The 23,548-nt window shown below is 69.9% G+C and carries 21 protein-coding genes; 14 read left to right on the top strand and 7 right to left on the bottom strand.

Annotated elements, in window-relative coordinates:
• The first annotated feature begins 641 nt into the window (after positions 1–641).
• Genes AB0H50_RS32645 through AB0H50_RS32635 form a run of 3 tightly spaced genes read left to right on the top strand, consistent with a single transcriptional unit; the run spans position 642 to position 3,800 of the window.
• Complete coding sequence (locus AB0H50_RS32645; protein WP_357460343.1) at positions 642–3,026, top strand: nitrate- and nitrite sensing domain-containing protein; 2,385 nt, start codon at positions 642–644, stop codon at positions 3,024–3,026.
• Positions 3,004–3,429: a roadblock/LC7 domain-containing protein gene (locus AB0H50_RS32640; protein ID WP_357460341.1), complete on the top strand. Its 426-nt coding sequence runs from the start codon at positions 3,004–3,006 to the stop codon at positions 3,427–3,429. The genes AB0H50_RS32645 and AB0H50_RS32640 overlap by 23 nt, the downstream gene beginning before the upstream one ends.
• A complete protein-coding gene (locus tag AB0H50_RS32635; protein ID WP_357460338.1) occupies positions 3,426–3,800 on the top strand; it encodes a DUF742 domain-containing protein in 375 nt (124 codons plus the stop codon). The genes AB0H50_RS32640 and AB0H50_RS32635 overlap by 4 nt, the downstream gene beginning before the upstream one ends.
• Before the next feature lie 94 nt (positions 3,801–3,894).
• Here AB0H50_RS32635 and AB0H50_RS32630 read toward each other — a convergent pair whose 3' ends face one another.
• The 3 genes from AB0H50_RS32630 to AB0H50_RS32620 all read right to left on the bottom strand — a co-directional run bounded on the left by AB0H50_RS32630 (position 3,895) and on the right by AB0H50_RS32620 (position 11,769).
• The gene (locus AB0H50_RS32630; RefSeq protein WP_357460335.1) at positions 3,895–5,850 is read right to left on the bottom strand and encodes an FAD-dependent oxidoreductase; all 1,956 of its coding nucleotides are present in this window, start codon (positions 5,848–5,850) and stop codon (positions 3,895–3,897) included.
• A 189-nt stretch (positions 5,851–6,039) separates the two neighbouring features.
• A complete protein-coding gene (locus AB0H50_RS32625; protein WP_357460332.1) occupies positions 6,040–6,819 on the bottom strand; it encodes a DNA-formamidopyrimidine glycosylase family protein in 780 nt (259 codons plus the stop codon).
• A gap of 15 nt (positions 6,820–6,834) precedes the next feature.
• Positions 6,835–11,769, bottom strand: coding sequence for a DEAD/DEAH box helicase (locus tag AB0H50_RS32620; RefSeq protein ID WP_357460329.1), 4,935 nt, complete (start codon positions 11,767–11,769; stop codon positions 6,835–6,837).
• A gap of 205 nt (positions 11,770–11,974) precedes the next feature.
• Here AB0H50_RS32620 and AB0H50_RS32615 point away from each other — a divergent pair, with 205 nt between their 5' ends.
• Positions 11,975–12,520 (top strand): histidine phosphatase family protein, encoded by a 546-nt coding sequence (locus AB0H50_RS32615; protein ID WP_357460327.1) that lies wholly within the window; start codon positions 11,975–11,977, stop codon positions 12,518–12,520.
• Here AB0H50_RS32615 and AB0H50_RS32610 read toward each other — a convergent pair.
• On the bottom strand, positions 12,471–13,127 hold the full coding sequence (locus tag AB0H50_RS32610; RefSeq protein ID WP_357460325.1) for a TetR/AcrR family transcriptional regulator: 657 nt from the start codon (positions 13,125–13,127) through the stop codon (positions 12,471–12,473). The two genes, AB0H50_RS32615 and AB0H50_RS32610, sit on opposite strands and share 50 nt — an antisense overlap.
• A 68-nt stretch (positions 13,128–13,195) precedes the next feature.
• On the opposite strand from AB0H50_RS32610, the gene AB0H50_RS32605 reads away from it, so the two are divergent.
• Both AB0H50_RS32605 and AB0H50_RS32600 read left to right on the top strand, forming a co-directional pair.
• Entirely contained in the window at positions 13,196–14,143 is a 948-nt protein-coding gene (locus tag AB0H50_RS32605; RefSeq protein ID WP_357460322.1) for a patatin-like phospholipase family protein, read from the top strand.
• A complete protein-coding gene (locus tag AB0H50_RS32600) occupies positions 14,140–14,979 on the top strand; it encodes an SDR family oxidoreductase (protein ID WP_357460319.1) in 840 nt (279 codons plus the stop codon). Before AB0H50_RS32605 ends, AB0H50_RS32600 begins: the two co-directional genes overlap by 4 nt.
• A gap of 36 nt (positions 14,980–15,015) precedes the next feature.
• On the opposite strand, the gene AB0H50_RS32595 is transcribed toward AB0H50_RS32600, so the two are convergent.
• Positions 15,016–15,729 carry a MerR family transcriptional regulator gene (locus AB0H50_RS32595; protein WP_357460317.1) on the bottom strand — a complete coding sequence of 238 codons (714 nt, stop codon included), beginning with the start codon at positions 15,727–15,729 and terminating at the stop codon, positions 15,016–15,018.
• A gap of 63 nt (positions 15,730–15,792) precedes the next feature.
• On the opposite strand from AB0H50_RS32595, the gene AB0H50_RS32590 reads away from it, so the two are divergent.
• Positions 15,793–16,275, top strand: coding sequence for a DUF6194 family protein (locus AB0H50_RS32590; protein ID WP_357460570.1), 483 nt, complete (start codon positions 15,793–15,795; stop codon positions 16,273–16,275).
• Between the two features lie 129 nt (positions 16,276–16,404).
• Here the strand turns inward: AB0H50_RS32590 and AB0H50_RS32585 are convergent, their stop codons facing one another.
• Together AB0H50_RS32585 and AB0H50_RS32580 are read right to left on the bottom strand one after the other, a co-directional pair.
• Positions 16,405–17,148 carry a dienelactone hydrolase family protein gene (locus AB0H50_RS32585; protein WP_357460314.1) on the bottom strand — a complete coding sequence of 248 codons (744 nt, stop codon included), beginning with the start codon at positions 17,146–17,148 and terminating at the stop codon, positions 16,405–16,407.
• 17 nt (positions 17,149–17,165) lie between these two features.
• Positions 17,166–17,894, bottom strand: a complete 729-nt coding sequence (locus tag AB0H50_RS32580) for a 3'-5' exonuclease (protein WP_357460311.1) — start codon at positions 17,892–17,894, stop codon at positions 17,166–17,168.
• A 516-nt stretch (positions 17,895–18,410) separates the two neighbouring features.
• Here AB0H50_RS32580 and AB0H50_RS32575 point away from each other — a divergent pair.
• From AB0H50_RS32575 to hpnE, 7 genes are all read left to right on the top strand, one after another.
• Complete coding sequence (locus AB0H50_RS32575) at positions 18,411–19,052, top strand: 2'-5' RNA ligase family protein (protein ID WP_357460308.1); 642 nt, start codon at positions 18,411–18,413, stop codon at positions 19,050–19,052.
• 285 nt (positions 19,053–19,337) lie between these two features.
• Positions 19,338–19,664, top strand: coding sequence for a hypothetical protein (locus AB0H50_RS32570; RefSeq protein WP_357460305.1), 327 nt, complete (start codon positions 19,338–19,340; stop codon positions 19,662–19,664).
• Between the two features lie 11 nt (positions 19,665–19,675).
• Positions 19,676–20,155, top strand: coding sequence for a hypothetical protein (locus AB0H50_RS32565; protein ID WP_357460302.1), 480 nt, complete (start codon positions 19,676–19,678; stop codon positions 20,153–20,155).
• A 314-nt stretch (positions 20,156–20,469) separates the two neighbouring features.
• Complete coding sequence (locus AB0H50_RS32560) at positions 20,470–20,649, top strand: hypothetical protein (RefSeq protein WP_357460300.1); 180 nt, start codon at positions 20,470–20,472, stop codon at positions 20,647–20,649.
• Positions 20,650–20,692: 43 nt separating this feature from the next.
• Positions 20,693–21,256, top strand: a complete 564-nt coding sequence (locus AB0H50_RS32555) for a TetR/AcrR family transcriptional regulator (RefSeq protein WP_357460297.1) — start codon at positions 20,693–20,695, stop codon at positions 21,254–21,256.
• Positions 21,256–22,089, top strand: a complete 834-nt coding sequence (locus AB0H50_RS32550) for an MBL fold metallo-hydrolase (RefSeq protein WP_357460294.1) — start codon at positions 21,256–21,258, stop codon at positions 22,087–22,089. Before AB0H50_RS32555 ends, AB0H50_RS32550 begins: the two co-directional genes overlap by 1 nt.
• 67 nt (positions 22,090–22,156) lie before the next feature.
• Positions 22,157–23,518 carry a hydroxysqualene dehydroxylase HpnE gene (gene hpnE, locus AB0H50_RS32545; protein ID WP_357460291.1) on the top strand — a complete coding sequence of 454 codons (1,362 nt, stop codon included), beginning with the start codon at positions 22,157–22,159 and terminating at the stop codon, positions 23,516–23,518.
• Positions 23,519–23,548 lie beyond the last annotated feature (30 nt).

Genomic DNA, 23,548 nt, shown 5'->3' with positions numbered 1-23,548 from the left:
ACCAAATGGTTGGCATCACCTATGCACGATGCGAAATTGATGTGACGGTGAACACGTTCGGCGGCGAACCGCTGATCACAGCCCCTTGCCCTCGGCCCGCGCCACAGTCGCCGCAGACGGCTCCGCGGTGGACGAAGTTGACGCCCCAATCCGAACCGAAGCCGTCGACGGCCAGCGCACGATCCCACCCCGGCCATCCATGCACGCCTTCATCGGGGAGAGCCCGAAATGAGCGTGCTCCACCACGGTTCCCTCGTCGTCGTGTTCACCCGCGCGGGTCACCGGGCCGGGACGGAACGACTGAACCGGCGGTCGCATCGACATCCTCAACCCGTAGATGTCGACAAGAACCGTGACCACCGTGGTGTGGGACCCGCGTACCGCGTGCGTTTACCGTGAAATTGCCCGTGAAATGCGTTGTGACCACTGCATTGGCATTGGTAGCAATTCCGAATATGTCGTTTCGTTACCCGGATACCGCCGCTCCCTATTACTCTCCTCTATGCTCGACGAAAGTTATTGCGTCGCCGTTCTTTCAGTGACTAGGGTTACTCAGGAGACTCGGCCCATGTCGGTTCTCGACCTGGCACAGGCCGGTTCCGCACGGGGCAGCGACGCCCAGAGGTAGGCAAAGAACATCGGTGATAAGCAGCAGAATCCACCGCGTATTACCGACCGGCACGTGGTCCCGCCACCTCGGCGTCCGAACCAGGTTGCTGGCGATCGTCCTCATTCCCAGCGTCGCCCTGCTCGCGCTCGGCATCGGCGCCACCACGTACCTGGTGAAATCCGGTCGCAATGCGTCGTCTTGGGCCGAGCTGGCGACGTCCGTCACCACCCCGGCGATCCTGATGATCGAGGCATTCCAGGAGGAGCGTCGCGCCTCGCTGCTGCACTTGGCGGGCGACGACGACGCCACCCACACCCTGCCCGCCGCGCGCAAGAATTCCGACGACGCGCTGGACGCGCTGGGTTCCCTGGGTGATACCGCCTCCGAACTGCGTCCCGACCTGGCGGGCGACATCGACAGCTACGACGTCCTCTACCAGCAACTGCCCGCGCTGCGCGGCGGCATCGACGCGCACGCGGTGCCGTCGGCGCAGGTGTTCCTCGCCTTCAGCCGGATCATCGACACCATCGTGCTCGCTTCGCTGCTGGCCGCCGAGGTGGCGCCGGACGCCGAGATCGCCGTCGACCTGTACAGGGCGGTGCACGCGCTGCGTGCGGCCGAAGCGGTGTCGCGGGCAAGCGCGCTCGGCTCGGCGGCGCTCATCGCCGACCAGTTCACCCCCGAACAGCTCACCGAGTTCAGCGGCTACGTCGGCGACGCCCGCGGTGAGGTCGGCTACGCGACCACGGTGCTGACCGGCAAGCGGCAGGCACAGCTGCAAGAGATCACCGCGAGCCCCACCTGGCGACAGCTGACCGCGATGGAGGACGCGATCCTCCAGCGAGGCACGAAGACCGGCGATTCCGACGCCTCGAGCAGCTCCACCGGCGAAGGTTCCGGCAGGCAGTCGACCTCTCGGACCACCCGCACGGCCGACACCCCGCCGCCGCTGCCGCTCGGCGTCGGCGAATGGCAGCAGTCCGCCACCGCCGTCCGCTCGCAACTGCTGAAGCTGTGGGAGGACCAGAGCCGCGACGCCCACCGCACCGCGGAGCGCGTCGGCGACGACGTCGCGCGCAACTCCCTCTACGGTGGCCTCGCCGTGCTCGCGCTGACGCTGCTGGCCTTCCTCTCCGCCCTGCTGCTTGCCAACCGTTTCATCGGTCGCATGCAGCGGCTGCGCCGCGACACCCTGGAACTGGCCGACCAGCGGCTGCCCGAGACCATCCGCCTGCTCGGCGAGGGCGCTGAAGTCGACACGCGGGAAGTCGCGCGCCTCGACTACGGCGGCGACGAGATCGGTCAGGTGGCCGACGCGTTCAACCGCGCCCACCGGGCGGCGGTGTCGGCCGCGGTCGGCGAGGCGAAGACGCGAGCGGGCGTTGCCGCGGTCTTCCTCAACATCGCGCACCGCAACCAGGTGATGGTGCACCGTCAGCTGGCGCTGCTGGACAAGGCCGAACGCCAGGAGGAGGACCCCGAACGTCTGGACGTGCTCTTCCAGCTCGACCACCTGGCCACCAGGGCGCGGCGCAACGCCGAGAACCTCGTCATCCTCGGCGGCGAGCAGCCGGGCCGTCGCTGGCGCAATCCGGTGCCGCTGATCGAGGTGGTGCGCAGCGCGGTCGCGGAGAGCCTCGACTACACCAGGATTCAGATCGGCAAGCTGCCCGACGTGCGCGTCTCCGGCGCCGCGGTGGCCGACGTGATGCACCTGATCGCGGAGCTGACCGACAACGCGACGGCCTTCTCCCCGCCCGAATCGCGGGTCGAGGTGACCGGCACGCTGGTCGGCAAGGGCGTGGCCGTGGAGATCATCGACCAGGGGCTCGGCATGCCGGAAGCCGAACTCGCCGAACGCAATGCCGTGCTGGCGTCCCCGCCCGACTTCAGCGTCGCCACGCTCTCCAGCGACGCCCGGCTCGGCCTGTTCGTGGTCGGGAAGCTGGCGGCGCGGCAGGGCATCTCGGTGCGGCTGACCGAATCCGACTACGGCGGAGTGCGAGCCATCGTGCTGGTGCCGACGGCGGTGATCGCCACCGGTCAGGAACCGCCCGTGCGGGGCAACCAGGGCGTCCAGGAACCGCACGCGCTGGCGAGCAACGGGACGTTCAACGGCTTCGCGCCCGTTCCCGTCCTCGCCGCGCCCAGCCCCATCGAGATCCCGCCCGCCGCGAACACCGGAGGAGATCGACCGGCGCTGCCGCGGCGCCGCCGCTCCGACGCCTCCGCCGATCCGTCCGCTCGGCTCGGTGGCGCGGCGGGTACCCGCCCGCGCACCGCCGAGGAGGCGCGCACGCTGATGTCGGCCATCGAGAACGGCACCCGGCAGGGTCGCCTGAACCGCGTCGACGACCCGACCGCAACGAACTCCAACCCGCAGGAAGGCACCGGTGACGACCTCCAAGCCCCGTAGTCTCGACTGGTTGCTGGACGATCTCGTCGAACGGCTGCCCGACGTCCGCTACGCCGTCGTGCTGTCGACCGACGGATTGCTCCTCGGCCACAGCACAGCGATGAATCGCTCGGACGCCGAACGCTTCTGCGCGATGGCCTCCACCTTGCACGGCGTGGCGCGCAGCGCTGGCAGCCACTTCGACGCGGGCGGGGTGTGTCAGACGGTGGTGGAACTCGACCGCGCGGTGCTGTTCATCACCGCCGCAGGCGACAACGCGTGTCTGGCCGTGCTCACCGCGGAGAACGCGAACATGGGCATGGTCGCCTACGAGATGAACCAAACCGTGCAGCGCGTCGGCGCGCACCTCTCGGTCGACCCGCGTCCGCAACCGCTCGACGAGGTCGGTTCGCGACGGCCATGAACGACCGGCGGGAGTCCTGGTTCGACGAGGAGGCCGGCCCCCTCGTCCGCCTCTACGCGGTCACCAACGGGCGCTCCGGCGGCGGCCGCGCCGAGCTGAACATGCTCACCCTGGTGGTGCGCGCCGGATCGCGGACGCTGCGGCGCAACGAGCCCGAATACGCCGAGATCATGCGACTCGCCCGCGAACCGCAGTCCGTCGCCGAGCTGGCCGCACAGCTGAACCTGCCGTTGACCTCGACCAAGATCCTGATCGGCGACCTCATCGACGACGGCCTGCTCGACTTCCGCGATCCCGAACCGACACCCGAGGCCGGTCCGCGGGACATGGACGTGCTGCGCGCCGTGCTCAAGGGGATTCAGGCGCTCTGACCCTTCCTGCGCTCTGCCCTTCCAGCGCTCCGACATCGCGCTCCGGCGGCACGACATCGAAGCGTCCCGACATTGTGGTGGCCGGACCCCGCGCTCAACCCAGCCGCGCGGCAAGACGTTTCGCGTTCATGAGGGCGATCGCCTCGATCGATACCATCGGGTTCACTCCGGACGCGGTCGGGAAGCAGGACGCGTCCGCGACGACGATATTGGGCACCTCCCAGGTCGCGCCGTCGGGATCGGTCGCCGACATGTCGCGCGAACCGCCCATTCGCGCCGAGCCCATGATGTGCAGCGCGCCCATGCCGCAGCGACCCGGTTCGTATCCGGCAGCGAGGCAGGCCGCGACGAATTCCGCGTGCGAGCCGCTGACCCCGGGCGCGTACACCGCGCCCGCCTGATGGCCGGAGAACACGCGTCGCGCGCCCGCCGCCTCGAGAATGCTCGCGGCGCCTGCGATTCCGGTGTGCAGGTGGGCGCGGTCGCGCTCGGAGAGCCGGTAGCGGACGACGGGCTCACCCGCCCGGTCCACCGTGACCCGCCCGTGGTCGCGGTCGCGGGTGATGACGCCGACGGCCGCGGTGCGGGCCAGATCCAGCATGGCGGTGCGGTGTTCGGCCCCGCCCCGCCAGTTCATGAAGCCGACCAGCAGCCCTGGGTGCAGCGGGCCGGTCTCGTAGATCACGCCGTAGCCGTGCTCGTCGAGATCGCTGTGCCTGCGCGAGATCCGAGTCTGCAACCCGCCCTCCCACGGCCGGATCTCCTCGTCGAAGACACCGAACACCGCCGAGGCCGGATGCAGCCGCAGGTAGTCGCCGATGTTCTTGTTCCGCAATCCGGAGCGGCGCAGCAGCGCGGGCGTCTGGACGGCGCCCGCGGCGACCACAACGGCGCGGGCGCGGACCGTGAACTCCGCGCCGTCGGCGGTGACCGCCCGGACGCCTTCGGCGCGGCCGCCGGCGACCTCGACGCGCCGGACGTCGGCGCCGACCACCAGGCGAGCGCCGTGCGCTGCCGCGTCGGCCAGCCAGGTCTTGGTGACGGTCTGCTTCGCGCCGAGCCGGCAGCCGTAGCCGCAGCGACCGCACTCCACGCCCGCGTCGCACGCCGCGGTGACGTTGCGGGGCAGCGGGGAGACGTCCCAGCCCAGCGCCGCGAGTCCGCGCTCGAGCACGCCGTCGCGCGCCGAGCCGGGCGAACGGTCGTAGGTGACGCCGAGCCGTCCTTCGACGGCGTCGAGCGCGGCGCCGTATTCGTCCTCGGCGAACTGGGTGGCGCCCAGGCCAGCCCATTCCGCGCGCACCTCGTCCGGTGTGCGCAGCGAGGTGCTCCAGTTGACCACCGTGCCGCCGCCGAGGCACGTGCCAGCCACCAATGTGAGCTGGCCTTCCGCGGTGGCCGATGGGCCCGGCGCGTATAGCCGCAGCAGCGCGTCGAGCTCTCCCGCGCCGAAATCGGCGTCGTCGTAGTACTCGCCGCGCTCCAGCACGATCACATCGAGGCCCGCCTCGGCGAGCACCGCCGCCGCGGCGCCACCGCCCGCTCCGGAACCGACGACGACCACATCGCAGTCGAGCGTGCCGCCCGCCTCTGGCCGCACCGGATGCAGGGCAGGCTTCGGCGCGCCGGGCAACGGGCCGGGCGGAGCGGGATAGCCCATCTCCTTCCACAGCGGATTGGTGCCGTCGGGTCCCGGCGTCGTGTAGTACGCCAGCAGCGCGGCCTGCTGGAGCGCCTGGAAGATCGCGCGCTTGGCCCCGAACCGCGATTCGCCGAGGCGGAGCAGCAGCCGTTCGCGGTCGGCCTGCGAACGGGCCGAGAACCGGCGCGGACCCATGCCCGCGAGCAGGCCGAGAACCGGCGAATCCCACAGCCCGAGCAGCGTCGCCACCTGTTTGCGTTCGGCCTCGCGCGGATTGCGGGAGAGCAGTTGGACCACCACGTCGGCGACGCCGAGCTCGGAGGCGGGCGGCAGCGCGAGACCGTCGCCGGGCGCGAACGTGTCGCAGATCAGCTCCAACGCCGCCCGCTGCCCTGCCGTCAGTTCCATGGTGTGCTCCCCGAGACCAAAAAAGTGTGCCGCGCAATCGGAATTACGGCTCACATATGTTCGATGAGCTCGAACACTACTCCGGAGCTTTATGGGCGTAAAGGCGGATTGGCAACTATTCGGGCCGGGCGACGTCAACATCCGAAGAGAATGTGGAACAACTTCCCGGAAGGCCGTCGCGCTGCGCTCTCAAGCCGGTTCGGGTTGGCAGCGAGGGCAATAGTAGATGCCGCGCTCGCGCTGCGTGATGCGATCCGAGGGCGGACTCGTCTCGCCGAGCGGCCGCACCTCGATCCGTGTACCGCAGCGTTGACAGGGACGGCGCTGGCGGCCGTAGACCAGTGCTCGCCACGGTGGCCGGTGCGCCGCCTCGCCGAGCACCCGGTGCGCCTCGTTGACCAGGGCGAGCAGATCCGGCACCGCGGCGACGGGGGTGGCCGGGTGCACTTTGCGGAGGAAGCAGACTTCGCTGCGGTAGATGTTGCCGATGCCCGCCAGGTTGCGCTGGTCGAGCAGGGCGAGGCCGACGGGTTGCGCCGGATGCGCCGCCAAACGCCGAACCGCCTCGGCCGCATCCCAATTCACGCCGAGCAGATCGGGGCCGAGGTGATCGGTCGCGGTGTGCTCGTCGGCTCGGCGCAGCACCTCGACGGTGCCCAGCGAGAAGCCGACGGCCTCTGTGTCGTCGGTGCCGAGCACCACGCGCGCGTGCACCCGCGGCCGGGTCCAGCGTTCGCCAGCGCAATAGGTGCGCCACTCCCCCTCCATCTTCAAGTGTGTGTGGATGCTCGCGGTGGTGGTTCTGATGAACAGGTGCTTGCCATAGCTGCCGACCTCTTCGACCAAGTCGCCGACGAGATCCACCGTCGCATAGCGCGGCACCCGGAAATCGCTGCGCACCAGAGTCTTTCCGGCCAGCGCGAGCCGCAGCCGGTGTGCGGTCAGAAAGACCGTGTCCCCCTCAGGCATGCACCGCTCCCGCCGTCACAGCTGCCTCCGCAGCCGCAGCCCGCGCGGCGTGGCGGAGAAGCCCGCCTCGGCGAGAAAGCCGGCGAAGGTGTTGCCGTGCACCGATTCTCCGTCCACCCGGTCGATCACCAGCGAGTCGACCCGGCGGCGCCGGACCAGCTCGGCGAGTTCCGCGGCGGCGGCCTGGCGCGCGTTCGGGTCCTCGGTGAAGGTGAGCAGCGTCTTACCTCCGCGCTCGAGATAGAGCACGAGTTCGCCGTCCACCAGCACGACGAGCGCGCCTGCCTTGCGGCCGGGGCGGTGGCCGCTGTCGCCGTCGCCCTTGGGCCAGCCGAGGGCCGCGCCGTACGGATTGGCTGGGTCGCAGGCGGCCAGGGCCAGCGCCTTGCCCTGCCGCGCCGGATCGCCGGAGCGGGCACGGTCGGTGTCGAAGGAGCGCAGCCGGTCGACCACGTCGGTGGTGGAGAACTGCGCGCCGCCGAGCGAGTCGACGAAATAGCCACGGCGGCACCGGCCGCGATCCTCGAATTCGGTGAGCACCCGGTACATCAGCGCGAAACCGCCCGCCACACCTTCGTTCTGCACCGATCCCCTGGTCAACACACCGTAGCGCTCCAGAAGCATGTCCGCCGTCGCGTGCGCGCGAATCGTGTTGTCGGCGACGCGTTCCGGCAGCAGCGACCAGCGACCGGCGACCGCGGGCGGGCCGGACCTGGTCGGCATGCTCGGGCGGGGCAGATAGGCGCGGCCGCGCGGCGCGCGACGCGGGGTCCGGTGCGCGGTCGTGGTGCGCGATGTGCCCGCGAGCAGGGCGCGCACCGGCGCGAAGGTGTCGCCGGAGACCACACCCGCCCACACCAGGTCCCACAGCGCCGCGGCCACCGCCGTGTCGTCCAGCAGGCCGGTGGCGTCGGAGAGCTGACGGAAGAAGTACGCGCCGCCGCCGTGCAGCACCGGAGGCAGCCGGATGGGCTCGGCATCGGCGCTGGGCTCGAAATCGGCGCGGAGCGCGGCACCGGCCGGTCGCTCGTCCGTCGACGGGACGGAGCCGTCGAGCGCCGCCGCGGTGTCTCCCGAGGTGAGCGGCGTCCGCGCCGCCAAGGACGCGCCGAGCGCGTCGAGCAGGCGCAGGTGCGCCTCGGACAGCTCGATCTCGTCCGGTGGCGCCAGCGTGAACGACGCCTGCTCGGCCAGGTGCAGCGCGACCCACCCGTCCTTGGCCGTGATGGCGCCGTGCCCTGACCACACCACCTCACCGGTGGCCATCAGCTCGTCCAGCATCGCGGGCGAATAGTCGCGAACCCGGGCCGGCAGGATCAGCGACTCCCACGCCGAGGCCGGAATGGGCACTCCGGCAAGCTGTTCCACCACGGCAGCGACACCGTCGACGCCGCGCAGCTCGCCGGTCTCGACATGCTGCCAGGACGGCAGGAAGCGCCCGAAGGCCGCGATCGCGACCGGTTCCACCTCGTGCCGCGCCGCGGCGAGCGACCGCCGTCGCAGCCGCCGCAGCACCTGGGTGTCGCACCATTCCGCGCCGCTGGCTCCCGGCGTGAATTCGCCTTCCACCGCGCGCTTTTCGGCCACCAGGCGATGTAGCGCCGCGGCGGCGACGGCGGGGCCGATGCCGAACCGCGCGGCGACGGCCTCGGTAGTGAACGGCCCGTGCGTGCGGGCATAGCGGCCGACCAGGTCACCGAGCGGGTCGGCGACCGGTTCGATGAACGCGGCGGGCGTGCCGATCGGCAGCGGGACGCCGAGCGCGTCGCGCAGGCGGGAGGCGTCCTCGACGGCCACCCACCAGGTCTTGCCCGCGAACGAGACCTCGAGGGCGCGGCGGGCTTTCGCGAGTTCGGCGAACCAGGGACGCGGATCGCCGACCGGTGGCGGGGGCTCGTCGGCGGTGGCGAAGTCCATGCCCGCCCGCTCGGCGGCACCGCTCGCCAGCTCATCACGAGCACCGCCCGGCAGCGCAGCGCCGACAGAGCGCAGCGCCGCTTCTTCGGGGGTCAGCGGGCCGAGCAGACGCAGCAGATCGGCGAGCCCTTCGGCGTCGCGCGCACGTCGTTCCGGTGTGAGCCGCTGCAATTCGCGCTCGGTCTGCTCCAGCACCACCGGGTCGAGCAACTCGCGCAGCTCCACCCGGCCGAGCAGCTCGGCGAGCAGACCGGAATCCAGTGAGAGCGCGGCGGCCCTGCGCTCGGCCAGCGGACTGTCGCCCTCGTACATGAACTGGCCGATGTAGTCGAACAGCAGCGCGCTGGCGAACGGCGAGGGCGTCGCGGTCTCCACCTCGACGAGCCGCACCTGCCTGCGCGCGACCCGGCCGAGCAGATCACGCAGGTTCGGCAGGTCGTAGACGTCGCGCAGGCATTCGCGCACCGTCTCCAGCAGGATCGGGAAGTCGGGGAACTTGCGCGCCACGTCCAGCAGCTGCGCCGAACGCTGCCGCTGCTGCCACAGCGGGGCGCGCTTGCCGGGATCGCGCCGCGGCAGCAGCAACGCGCGCGCCGCGCATTCGCGGAACCGGGACGCGAAAAGCGCGGAGCCGCCGACCTGTTCGGTGACGATGTCATCGATCTCGTCCTGTTCGAAGACGAACAGCTCCGCGCCGGGCGGATCGTCGGTGGTGTCGGGTAGCCGGACGACGATGCCGTCGTCGGAGGCGGTCGGCGCGGCGTCCACGCCGAACCTTTCGCGCAGCCGGGAGCCGACCGCGAGCGCCCACGGCGCGTGCACCGGCAGACCGTACGGCGAGTGCAGCACCAGCCGCCAGTCGCCCAGTTCGTCGCGGAACCGCTCGACGATCAGCGTGCGGTCGGTGGGCAGCCTGCCGGTCGCGGTGCGCTGGTCCTCCAGCAGGGTGACCAGATTCGCGGTGGCGTTGTCGTCGAGTCCGGCCGCGCGGACGATGCGGCCGAGCCCGTCGGTCTCGGAATCGTTCGCGGCGCCGCTCTTCCCGCGTTTCGCGCCGCGAGCCGGGGCCGCGGAGCGCGCACCGTCGCCCGACGCATCGAGCGCCACCGACCCGGCCGCCGCCGCGGACTCCCGGTCCGCCTTGCGGATGAATTCGCCCAGCGCCGCGCCTAATTCGGCGGGCCTGCCGAGCCCGTCGCCGTGCCAGAAGGGCAGCCTGCCCGGCTGTCCGAAGGCGGGCGTCACCATGACCCGGTCGAAGGTGATCTCCTCGATGCGCCAGCTGGTCGCGCCGAGGGCGAACACGTCGCCGACGCGGGATTCGTAGACCATCTCCTCGTCGAGTTCGCCGACTCGCGAGTTCCGTTCGCCCACCATGTACACCGCGAACATGCCGCGATCCGGGATCGCGCCGCCGGAGGTCACCGCCAGCCGCTGCGCGCCGGGGCGGCCGGTGAGCGTGCCCGCGTCGCGATCCCACACCAGCCGGGGACGCAGTTCCGCGAACTCGTCAGAGGGATAACGGCCGGAGAGCAGGTCGAGCACCGACTCGTAGGCCGAGCGCGGCAGCCCGGCGTAGCTGCCGGTCCCGCGCACCGTGTCGAACCAGGCGTCCACGTCGATCGGCTCGAGCGCGCAGGCGGCGACGGTCTGCTGAGCCAGGATGTCGAGCGGGTGGGCCGGGATCTGGATCGCCTCGATCTCCCCGGTCACCATCCGCTGCGCGGCCACGGCGCAGTGGATGACGTCGGTGCGGTGCTTCGGGAACAGCACGCCGCGGGAGATCTCGCCGACCTGATGACCCGCGCGCCCGATGCGCTGCAAGCCGCTCGCCACCGAGGGTGGCGCCTCGACCTGCACCACCAGGTCGACCGCACCCATGTCGATGCCGAGCTCCAGGCTGCTCGTCGCGACCACGCAGCGCAGGCGACCGCTCTTCAGGTCGTCCTCGATGAGCGCGCGCTGTTCCTTGCTCACCGACCCGTGGTGCGCGCGGGCCAGCAGCTGATCGGCACCGTGGATCACCTCGGTGGACGCGCCGAGCTGCGCGGGCGGCGCGTGCGCGGTGTCGATCGGGTCGCCGAGCCGGGCCGAGTACGCCTCGTTGAGCCGGGCCGTGAGCCGCTCGGCCAGCCTGCGCGAATTCGCGAACACGATCGAGGAGTTGTGGTCGAGGACCAGGTCGACGATGGCCTCGTCGACGTGCGGCCAGATCGAACCAGGCTGATCGGATTCGCCGGGCTCGGTCATGTCCGGCACCGGCACCCGCACCGACAGATCGAAGGTCTTGGGGGCGGGCGGAGACACGATGGTGATCGGCGCGTTGCCCACCAGGAACCGGCCCACCTCCTCCGGCGGGCGCACGGTGGCCGAGAGCCCGATGCGCTGGGCGGGCCGCTCGGTCATGAGATCCAGCCGGGCCAGCGACAGCGCCAGGTGCGAGCCGCGTTTGGAACCGGCGATGGCGTGCACCTCGTCCACGATCACCGTCCGCACGGTGCGCAGGGTCTCGCGCGCCGCGGAGGTGAGCATGAGGAACAGCGACTCCGGCGTGGTGATCAGGATGTCGGGCGGGGTGCGCTGCATCGCGCGCCGGTCGGCGGCGCTGGTGTCGCCCGAGCGCACACCGACGCTGATGTCGGGCGGGTCGAGGCCGAGCCGTTTGGCGGTCTGGGTGACGCCGACCAGTGGCGCGCGCAGGTTGCGCTCCACGTCCACCGCGAGCGCCTTCAGCGGCGACACGTACAGCACCGTGGTCCCCGCGTGCCCGACCTTGTCGTCTCCGGTCTCGGCGCCTCGGCGGCGGCGCTTGGCCGCCGTGCCTTCCTGTCGCTCCCGCGCGGCCAGTTCGTCGATCGCCCACAGGAACGCCGAGAGCGTCTTGCCCGAGCCGGTCGGCGCGACCACCAGGGTGTGTTCTCCGGCCGCGATGGACTGCCACGCGCCGAGCTGGGCCGAGGTCGGCGCGGGGAAGGCGCCGTCGAACCATTCCTGGGTCGCGCGGGAGAACATGGCGGTGGAGAACGTGGCCATGCGATCAGTCTGCACCCCGGCACCGACAGGCGCCCGGCCGCGCGGCGGCAACCAGCCGCGCGAGGGGGACCTGGGCCGCCGGGCCCTGCGTGAACCCTCCAGGTCCTTCAACAGGCAAACCGTGCGCTACACGACAGCGCACTCCGAGCCTCCCTAGCGAGGGATAAAGGTCCGCCCGCAGGCGCCGGGTCGTACGCTTCCAACCGTGCAGAAGGTGCTGAGACTCGACCTGGTCAGCCATGGCATGACCGAGGCGATGCGAAAGGCACGCTTTCCAGTCGACGAATCTCTCACCGAGGCCGGCCGCCGCGCCATCGCCGCCTGCACACCGCTGACCGCGCCGCGGGTGCTCACCGGGCCGGAGCGTCGCACCGTCGAGACCGCCGCTCTGCTCGGTCTGCCGGGCGAGGAGGACGACCGGCTGCGTGACCTGGACGCGGGCGCGTGGCGCGGCGGCGAGCTGATGTCGGTGCCGCAGGACGAGCTCTACGCCTGGCTGACCAACCCGCAGTTCCGCGGGCACGGCGGGGAATCGGTGCTGGACGTGATCGAACGGACCAGGTTTTGGATGGCCGAGATCGCGTCCGGGGGGATGTCCACCGTCGCGGTGACCCATCCCGCCGTGATCCGCGCGGCGCTGCTGGTGACCCTTGACGCCCCGCCGAAATCGTTCTGGCGCATCGACATTCCGCCGGGTAGCGTCACCCGGCTGCACTATCGCGGCGAGTGGACACTGCACTTCCCGCCGTGAGCGCGGTCGTCGACCGCTCGGCGACGCTCAACAGCAGCCGCACCGCGTCGGTGATCAGCCGGGCCGACAGGGACGGGTCGATGGCGCGCTGAATGCCGAGACCGAGACCGAGGCTCAGCACCGTGGCCGCGGCATCCTCGGCGGGCATCGGCAAGACCAACCCGAGACTGTCGGCCAGGGTCTGCAACTGCGCGGCCACCGCACCGCGCACCGCGCCGAGGCTGGACACCAGCGCGGCCCGCAACTCGGGATCGTCGCGGGAGAGCGTGGCGAATTCGAACTCGAGCAATGTCCACCCGACGTCGCCGAGCGTGCGTTCGGCCCAGTCCTGAAGCCGCGCGAGCCGGTCGTCCAGGCTCTCGTCCGCGGCGACGAGTTCGGCCACCTCACCGAACTTGGTGGTGTGGATGTGCTCGAGCACCTCCAGGCACAGCTCCTTCTTGGTGCGGAAGTTGGAGTAGACCGCGCCCTTGGAATAGCCGGCCTCCTCCGCAACCCGCTCCATCGAGGTCTTCGCGTAGCCGTCGGCAAGGAAGAGATCGCGCGCCGTCGCGACCAGAGCGGCCCTGGTTCGGGCCTGACTCTCGGATCGGGTCAGTCGTGCCATGCGGCGATTCTACGTACCATGAGATTTCGGATACCGAGAGAATTTGGATTCTGCTAGTGTGCGAAACCATGGGTAACAACAACGGGTCACAGCGACGTGGCCTGGCCATCGGTTGCGGCGGCACGGTCGGCGCCGCCTGGATCGTCGCCGCGCTGGCCGCGGTGCGCGACGTGCTCGACTGGGACCCGCGCGAGGCCGACGTCCTGATCGGCACGTCGGCCGGCGCGGAGCTGGTGACCATGCTCGGCAGCGGCCTCGGCGTCGAGGAACTGGTCGCCATGCAGGAAGGCCGGAGCACGAACCCGATCCTGCTCGAGCACATGCGCGATGCGCCGGGACGGTTCCCGCCGCTGCCCCGTCCCCGCCTCGGCGCACCGCGGCTGAGTCTGCGCGCGGCGGGCTCGGCGCAGCGGCTGCTCACCGCGGGCAGCGGCCTGCTGCCGATCGGCGGCGGCGACGCAGGATGGTTGCAGCGGCTCGCCGAGCGACTCAACCCGGGCCGCGACTGGACGCCGCATCCCGCGACATGGCTGGTCGCCATGGATTACGCCACCGGACAACGGGTTCCGTTCGGCGCGCCGGATGCTCCCCATGCCGCCCTCGGCGCGGCGCTGCGCGCTTCCTGGGCGATCCCCGGTTGGCTGCCGCCGGTCTCGATCGCCGGTCGCCGGTTCGTCGACGGCGGTGCGGGGTCCACCGCGTCGGTGGATTTGCTCGCGGGGCAGGGGCTGGACGAGGTCGTGGTGCTCGCGCCGATGGCCTCCGCGTCGCGTGTCCCCGCTACCGGCCCCGGCCATTTCCTGGAACGTCAGCTGCGCGACCGGATGAGCGCGCAGCTCGCCGCGGAGATCGCCGCATTGCGCGACGCGGGCACCCGGGTGCTGATGCTCGGCACGACCGCCGAGGACCTCGCCGTGATGGGTCCCAACTTCATGGACGGCCGCCGCCGCCTCGACACCTTCCGGCACAGTCTGCGCAGCACCCGCCGCGCCCTCGAACAAGGAGCGTTCGCATGAGAATTCTCGGACACGGATATCCGGCCATCGATGTGCGGGACGCCAGGGTGCTGATCACCGGAGCGGGCCGCGGCATCGGCCTGTCCACCGCCCAGATCTTCGCCGACGCCGGAGCCGAGGTGGCCATCGCCGACGTCGACACCACGGCGGCCGAAGAAGCGGCAGCGTCCATCGGCGCGCACGCCTTCGAGCTCGACGTGCGCGTCCGCGAGCAGTGGGACAAGGCCGTCGCCGAGCTCGGTCGCGTCGACATTCTGGTCAACAACGCGGGCGTGATGCCGGCGGGCGCGTTCCTGGACGAGCCCGACGCGGTCGGCCGGGCCACCATCGACATCAATGTCTGGGGCCTGATCCACGGCATGCGCGCGGTGGGGCCGGGGATGATCGCGCGCGGGCGCGGGCACATCGTGAACGTCGCCTCCCTGGCGGGCAAGATTCCGATTCCCGGCTTGGCCGTCTACAATGCCAGCAAGTTCGCCGCCGTCGGTCTCTCTGCCGCAACGCGTTTGGAGTTCGCGGAGCACGGCGTGAGCGTCAGCTGCGTACTGCCCTCCGCGGTGCGCACCAGGCTGTCGTCGGGCCTGACCCTCGGGCGCGGGATGCCCACCGTCGACCCAGAAGACGTCGCCGCCGCCATCGTCCAGACCCTTCAGACCCGCAAAGCCGAAGTGGCCGTGCCGAATTACCTCGGTTCTCTCGACGTCGCGCTGGCCGCCGCGCCGGAACGCGCGGTTCAGCTGGTCCGAAAACTGTTCGACGGCAACCGCGCGCTGCATCCCGCCGACGCCGGCGTGCGGGCGAAATACGAGGAACAGGTTCGCTCGATCACGGGGTGAACTCACCGCCGTGCTCCGCAACATGTTCTCGAACCATCACGCCGACGCGAGCACAACGCCCAGCTCGGCGGCGCCGTCGAGCAGGGCACGCGAGCGGACATCGATGCTCGCGTCTCGCGCCGCCAGCACGGATGAGATCTCGTGCCATCTGCTCGCTCGGCGCAGCTCCGGCATGAGGGCGCGCAGCGGAGCGATTCGGTAACCGGCCCGCCGCAGCTGGTTGACGATCCGCGCGTCTCGGACGTCGGTGGGCGTGTACTCGCGTGCTCCGCGCGGCATGCCGCGCGGAGGCGCGAGGAGACCTTCGGATTCCCAGTGCCGCAACGTCGACGGCCGCACGCCCAGTGCACCGGCGAGCTCCCCGACGCTCATCGAGTCAGCAGGCCGGACATCGTCCATCGGCTCGACGGTGATCGCGCCCGCCGCCCGCTTGGCCAGTTCCAGTTCCCGGCGCTCGGTGGCGAGCCGGGCGTGGGCGGCGTCCAGCAGGGCGAGCAGATCCGAACCCGGGTACGCGTGCGCGGCGCGCATGATCCGCTTGGCCTCGACCGGACCCGCGCCCACCGCGAAGGCCCGATAGGCCAACGCGGAATGCAGGTGCGCCTGCGTGTAGGTCCGGTAACCGGCGGCGGTGCGCGTCGCCGGAGGCAGGACCCCGTCGCGTTCGAGGTTGCGCACCTGCTGAACGGAGCACCCGGTCTCTCTGGCTATGTCCACCGTGCGCAATCCAGGCGATTTGCGACTTGTCATCCTGGGAGCTCGGCATTCTCGGTCTGAAGTCTCCATAAGCACATGAGTGAAACGCTAGAACACATGAAGATGGACGAGATCATCGAATTCGTCGCGGCACTCGACGGAGTCCTGACATTGAAGCCGCAACCCGGCGACGGTTCCCCCGAACTCAGCTGGGGCGATGCGTTCTTCTATTACGCCCCGGACGGCGTCGTCCCCCGAACACAACCCTTCGCCACGGTCGTCACGAAGGACTACCCCGGCGACGAAACCTCGCACCTGAACCGCCCCGACACCTTCCGCGTGAATTTCTTCGCAGGCAAGGACGCCTTCCTGAACTGGATGGGCCGCACGCCCCGCGACGCCGATCCACACGACGTGGACCCGAGCGCCACCGACACCGTCATTGCGCACCCGGTCTACGGAACTCAGGGCTGGCTTGCGGTGGTGAATCCGGGCCCGCGCACGGAAACAGCTGTCCTGGAACTACTTCGCGCCGCCCACAACCTCGCCCGCTCCCGCTGGCACCGCCGCGCCGGGAACGATCAGCCTGGCACGTGGTGATGTACCGGCGCGTTCCCGGCGCGCTGAGGTGGGGCGAGCAGGCGCTGGCCCGCCGCCCTCGAGGTCGATCGCCGTCTGACCGACCGATCCGCCGGTGCGTAATGCCCCAGGGAGGCTCGGCAGGCCCGGCTACTGGCGCAAATTGCGGTCGAACAGGGCCAGCAGTTCGCGGTAGTGCCGTTCGGCGGCCTCGGGGTCGTAGGCGGAAGTATCGGCCTGGGTGTAGCCGTGTTGAGCCCCCTCGTAGACCTCGGTGCGGTGGCGGACGCCTGCGGCCTCGAGTGCCTTGTCGAACTGGGCAATGTGTTCCGGGGTCATGTGGTGATCCTCGCCAGCGTGAGCGAAATACAGCTCCGCCGTGATGTTTCCGACGGTCAGGTGCGGGCTGTCCGGGGTGTCGGTGACGAGTGGTCCGCCATGGAATCCGGCAACCGCAGCAACCCGATCCGGGAACATGGCGGCGGCCAGCACCGCCAGCCGCGCACCCATGCAGTAGCCGGTGACACCGACCTTCCCCTCGGCGACCTGCGGCGACGCGGCCATCCACTCGAGGTAATCGCCGACATCGGAACGCAGGAGCTCCGGCGTCAGCTCGCGGATCATCGGGAAGACCTGCTGGAAGATCTCCGGCCGCTCCTCCGGGTCGATGAAGTCCGGCAACTCGATCACCGGCGCACGCCCGTGCCGGTAATAGGCGTTCGGCAGCAGGACCGTATAGCCGTGAGCGGCAAGACGATCGGCCAGCGACCGCAGGCTCGGCCGCAATCCGAAACCGTCCTGAATCACCAGCACTCCCGGATGGGCGGCGCCATCGTCGGGGTAGGCAACATACGCGTCGGCGACACCATCGGGCGTCCGAACATCGACAGACATACCGTGCACTTCAGTCATCATGAATTCTCCTGTCGCGTCGCCCCTTTCGAACCTATCTCATTCAAGATCGGCCGATTCGACTCACCTACCGGTGGCCAGAGTGCCGTTTGCGTTCCGAACTGGTTCACCACAGTCCCCCTTCGGGTTCGAGCACCGGTACGAATTCGGCCCGGTGCGGCGGCGCGCACGACACCGTCCCAATCGAGGCCGCTGTCACCAACGAGGCGGCGCAACAACTGCCACGCCGCCCACGTGTCGTAGGCGGCGCGGTGGTAGCCCTGTTCGGCCAACGCCGCGGTGTCGAGTTCGGCGTGGTCGATGAGCTTGTCCAAGCCGTAGCGGGGCAGGCCCGGCCACACCGCTTTGGCCAGGCGCAGGGTGTCCAGCACCATCGGCGGCGCCCATCCGGGCAGGTGTGCCGACAACACCCTGTGTTCGACGTTCGCGTTGTGCGCCACCAGAACCCGGTCACCGAGTGCGGCCTGTACGTCGGGCCGAACCTCTCGCCAGGTGGGGCATTCGGCGACATCGGCGTTGGTGATGCCGTGGACCTTGCGGGTCACGATCGGGGTGATCGGTGCGGTCGGCCGGATCAGCCATGAGCGCATGTCGGTGGCCTGCGCGGAGCCGAGGGTGATCGGCAGGACGGCGATTTCGATGATCTCCGCTGGGGTGCGACCGTTGCCCTCGACATCGACGACGGCGAGAGCCTTGCCGGTGAACGCGTGCGGAACTGGGGTGGTCACAGCGTCTCCCTCATCGTGGACCAGCCGAGTTCGGCGCGGCCGTGCCGGTTCGGTGGTCGGGCTTGGTGGTGTCGTGCGCCTGATGGGCCAGGCCGTGTTGCATCAGGTAGCGCTTTGCTCAGGCAGGCCTCGATCACGACAGCGCGGTCGTTGATCTCCACCACGCGCCCGCCGAGATCGTTGGCGATCGCCGCGGTGTAGAACGCGTCGGGCTGTCGCCACGCCTGCGCGCAGCGGTCGAACTGGGCTGGGCAGATGTCACACCGCTCGCGGATACCGTAGTGGCCGGTGTAGTCGACTACGCCATGGGCGTCGGTGACCGTGCAACTGGTTTTGCGAAACCTGATGTCGTGAGCTCGTGTTGGGGCCCCTCGTACAACGGGTGGAGGAGATAGCGTTGATGGCGCGCAACACTGCGGGGCGCTCTGCCCGTGGTGTCGCCGAGATCGCGGAAGTGGCCGCGGAGTTCCGTCTGCCCTGCCCTCTCCCGTTGACGACATAGCGAGGTGACCGCTTGTGCTCGAGGAGCAGCAGGAATCGACGATCAGCCATTGGTGGTGGCGGCCAGGCTGGTCGATCGGGAAAGCCTTCTACACCTGGCACGTAATCCCCGAGCAGCCAGCGGCCCGCGGCCTGGTCGCGGCGTTCGCGTCGACCCTGGCCCAAGTAGCGACGATGGACCCCGTTGACGCGGCCGGACTCCACATCACCGTCCAAGGGATCGGCTTCATCGATGAAGTTGCCGAAGTCGACCTCGAGCGGATCATGAAGGCCGTGCGCGAGCGGCTCGCCGCATGCGATCCCGTCAAGATCCGTATTGGCCCCCCGATCGTGGACCGGGAAACCATTCAGCTACCGATAGCCAACCCAGATGGTCTCCGGAGAGTGCGCGACGACATCCAGGACGCGATCGCGTCAGTGTGGGGCCGGGAGCGAGTACCGGAGCGTGGCAACGCATTTCGGCCGCACCTGACTTTGGCCTATTCGACCGGAGTCACGTCGATCCCAGGTATCCGCCGCCAACTGGTCGACGCCGGGCTTGCCGACATCGCGGTGGAGGAGGAGGTGAGCGCTGTGTCGTTGATCGCGTTGAACCGCGACCATCGTCGATACGAGTGGACCGACATCGGCGTAGCCGAATTGACCAGTTCGGTGTAGTCGTCGTCAAGCTACCCGTGCTCACCTACGCCGCAATGCCGATAAACCGTCAGCTCGACCTGTCGTAGCGCGACGTCCGAGAGGACAGCCGGGGACGGGCAGCCAGGGGATGGCCTTGCCGTGGCGAGTGCCGATCGCGGGTTGGTAGGTGACCAGGCGCTCCATGGTCCTCGGGCGCCAACCCGTCTCTTCTTCGACCTCGCGGGCCGCGGCGAGAGCGACGTCCGTAACGAATCTCGTTCGTGGACCAAGCAAGACAGTCGGGGACTATGCCTCCCGAGAGCGGTGATCACTGCAATCCGCCGCACGCCAGTCAGCGGCGCGTACGTGGGACTGCCGACTCATCTGCGCCGGAACGTGCGCAGACCGGGGCGGCGGCGCAGCGCCGCACTCGACCAGTTGGGCATGGTCGAGGCGCGGCTCATCGAGGGCGAGCTCGAGGAGGCTCGCCGTATCGGTCACGCTGCGTTGCAAGTCGTCGAGCAGACCGCGTCGGACAGGGTCGCGAAGAAGGTGGCGAGGGTGTACAACCGCACCGGACGGTTCGCGACGGTGGGTGCGGCGGTCGAGCTGCGGGAGCGGATGCGACCACTGGTCGCCGCGACAGCATGAGGAGCGAAAGTATGGTGCGGGTCGGCGTCACCGGGCACATGAACATCACCGAGGCCACCGAGCTGATGGTCTACGAGGCGGTGCGGGTACTGATCGCCGACGACGACCCAGGCGAGCTGGTCGGCGTCAGCTGCATCGCCCGCGGCGCGGACTCGGTGTTCGCGCGCGCGGTGCTCGACGCCGGTGCCCGCCTGGAGGTCGTGTTGCCGTCACGAAACTACCGTGCGGCGAAGGTGAAGCCGGACCACGCAGCTCTTTTCGACGATCTTGTGGCGCGGGCGGCCAAGGTGCTGGTCATGGACTACGACGACGCGGGCCGGGAAGCTTACGAAGCCGCGAACGAGGCGGTGCTGGGCTCGGTCGATCGGTTGATCGCGGTGTGGGACGGCGAGACAGGACAGGCAGGCAGCACCGGTTCGGTGGTCGACCTCGCGCGCGCGAAGGGCGTGCCGGTCCATGTGGTGTGGCCGGAGGGCGCGGCGCGCGGGTAGACCGGCCGTGGCGCAGTGGTTTGTCACCTGGTGTATGTGACCACCGCGGCGGCTGCGCCGTGTACGCCCACCCACCACGCTCCGTGATGGCTCGCCGTGAGTTGCTGACCAACGAGCAGCCGGCGGCCGGAAGTTCACCCGGCGGACGCGCCCGCGTCGGAAAACGTTCCGGTTCACATGGGAGGCATCTGGGTAGGGCCCGCGCGGATGCGCGTGTCGCGGAGTGTTAGTTGCCACTCAGTTGCTAACAGTTCGGCCCTCGATGACGACAGCCCTTGCGGCCGACCGCTACTCACCCGACAGGAGCAGGACAGATGACGACCCGATCGGCGCGGCGCACGCGCTCGCTGCGCGCGATTGCCGCGCAGTACGTCGCAGCGCTGGTCGCGCTGCTGGCGACGGCCGTCTTCGGTTACCTGCTCCTGAATCCACCGCAGCCGAAGGGCACCGCGGAGGTCCCGCACTCGAGCGTCACCCAGCACTCGCCGCGCTGAACATAACTAGACCGGTCGTCATAGCTCGAGGTACCGTGACCTCGTGTCCCCACGAACCGACTCGCGGCAGCGCTTTCTCGACGCCGCCGCCGACCTCTTCCACACCAAGGGCTACTACGCCACGGGCCTCAACGAGCTGGTCAGCGCGGGCGGCGCGCCGAAGGGCTCGCTGTACTTCCACTTCCCCGGCGGCAAGGAGCAGCTCGCGGCGGAGGCGCTGACCCAGTCCAGCGCGCAACTGCGCGAAACCCTGCGCGCGCTGCTCGCCGACGGCGATACCGACGCGGTGTTCGCCGCCTTGGAGCGGAACCTGCTCGCCTCCGATTTCCGGCGCGGCTGCCCGCTCGCGACGGTCGCGCTGGACGCTGCCGCCGAGAGCGAACCCATCAGGCAAGCCTGTGTCAGCGGGTTCGCCTCGTGGCGGGAGGCGATCGAGGAGTTCCTGCGGGACAAGGGCGTCGACGAGGAGCGCGCCGCGGGGCTCTCGATCGTCGCGCTGACCAGCCTCGAAGGCGCGCTGCTGCTCGCCAAGACCCAGCGCGACATCGCCCCGCTGCGCACCGTCGCCGACCACCTCCGCACCACCCTCGAACGGGAGCTCTCCTGATGCGCATCCATCACCTCGACTGCGGCACCATGCGCCCCTTCGGCGGAAAGCTGCTCGACGGCGCGCCCGGCCTGCTGCGCCGAGCCGAAATGGTCTGTCACTGTTTGCTTCTCGAACTCGACGACCGGCTGGTCCTGATCGAGACCGGGATGGGCGAGCAGAGCGTGCATCGCCCGAACGAATGGCTCGGCCGTCGCTTCATCCACCTCACCCGCCCGGTTTTCGACCTGGAGCGGACCGCGGTGCGGCAGGTGGAGGCGCTCGGCTTCCGCCGCGAGGACGTGCGCGACATCGTGCTCACCCACCTCGATCTCGATCACGCGGGCGGCCTCGCCGACTTCCCGCACGCCACTGTGCACGTCTATGACGAGGAGCTGCGCGCCTTCCGCGGCGCGCACACCGCGCAGGAGCGATTCCGTTACCGCGCGGCGCAATTCGAGCATGGACCGAAGTGGCAGTCCTACGCAGATCACGGCGAGCGGTGGTTCGGCTTCGAGGCGGTCCGCGAACTGGCCGGGCTGCCGCCGAGCCTGCTGCTGGTGCCGCTGGCCGGGCACACCCGAGGTCACGCCGGCATCGCCGTCGACACCGGCGACGGCTGGCTGCTGGCAGCGGGCGACGCGTATTTCCACCCCGGCCAACTGGATCTCACACATCCGCACCAGCCGCTCGGCGTCACCCTGTTCGAGCGCAGCGTGGAGACCCTCGGCGGACCGCGGCGCGAGAACCAGCAGCGCCTGCGCGACCTTCTCCGCGAGCATGGCTCGCGGGTGCGGATCTTCTCCGCGCACAATGCCGCCGAGCTGCGCGCCTTCCAGGGCGTGTCTGCCTGAAACCCTTGACCGCTCAACCCTTCCCGCCTAACTTGCAACATGTAAGTTAAGCGGGAAGGGTACGGCCATGGACGATCCGCGGCGCTATGTGGTCATCGGCGGAGGACTGGCGGGGCTCGCGTCCGCGGTCTGGCTCGCCGAAGCGGGGAAACGAGTCACGCTCCTGGAGCGCCGCGGACGGCTGGGTGGGCGCACCCACGCCATGCAGGTCGATGCCGTCGACGATCCGCCCGACAACGGCCAGCACGTGATCGCCAGCGGCTACGAACACCTGTTCCGCTATCTCACCAGCGTCGGCACCCGCGAATTCGTCGCCTTCCCGCACCGGGCCACGCTGCGCTGGCCGGACGGACGCGCGGTGAGCATGTCCACCAAGGGATTCGGGGCGCTGCGCACTTTCCTCGGCGCACATCCCGACGCGAGCGCCCTGGACCGGCTGCGCGCGGCCCGCGCCACGGTTCTCCTCGGATGGCAATGTCTGTGCCAGCCAGCCGATCTGGGCGATATCACCACCGAGCAGTGGTTCCAGCGGGTCGGCATGCCCGCGAAAGCCCGTGAGGCGCTGTGGGATTGGTTGGCGCTCGGCATCGCCGCCGAACCGGTGCAGCGGGAGTCGGCGAAGGTCTTCGCCGATGTGATGGCGACCGGCATCCGGCTCGGCGTCCGGCACCGCCGCGCGGTCACCATCGGCTACCCGACGACCGACCTGGACACGCTGTATGTCACCGGGGCCCAACGGGTTTTCCAGCGATACGGGGTGGAGGTCAGGCATCGCGCCGTCGCGCGGCGCATCCACATCGCCGACGGCGAGGTGACCGGTGTCGCGCTGGCCGACGGTTCGGTGCTGCCCGCCGACGCGGTGGTCTGCGCGGTCCCCAACTCCGCGATCGCGGGTCTGCTCGACGACCTGCCTGAGCATGCCGAAATCTACGCCGCGGCAGACAAACTCGGCTACACGCCGATCGTGAGCACCAACCTCTACCTGGACCGTCCGCTCGGCACGACAGCGGAGTTCGAGGCGCTGATCGGCGGTACCGGCGTCATCGACGAAGTCTTCGATCGCCAGCTGATGACCGGGCGCGGCACCGACAAGGCCTGGTTGTACTGCCTCACCACCAGCGGCGCCTACGAGCAGATCCGCAAGACGAACGACGAGATCGTCGCCGAACAACTCGATCTGCTGCGCCGCTACTATCCGGCGATGGCCTCGGCCCGCGTCGTGCGGGCCCACGTGGTGCGCATGCCGAAGGCGACCTTCTCGCAGGTACTCGGTACCAACGGGCTGCGCCCGGACCAGCGCACGTCGGTACCCACCCTGGTGCTGGCGGGCGACTGGACCGCCACCGACTGGTCGGCGACCATGGAGAGCGCGGTGCAGAGTGCGGCCAAGGCGGTGGACCTGTTGCTTGCGCTACCGTCTGTGCCGTGACCACGGAGCGAGCCTCACGTGCGCCCAAGC

Origin of the sequence: Nocardia sp. NPDC050793 (genome assembly GCF_040654065.1) — a bacterium.
Lineage (GTDB): Bacteria > Actinomycetota > Actinomycetes > Mycobacteriales > Mycobacteriaceae > Nocardia.
Note: the sequence above shows the minus strand (reverse complement) of the source record. Positions and strands in the feature narration are given on the sequence as shown.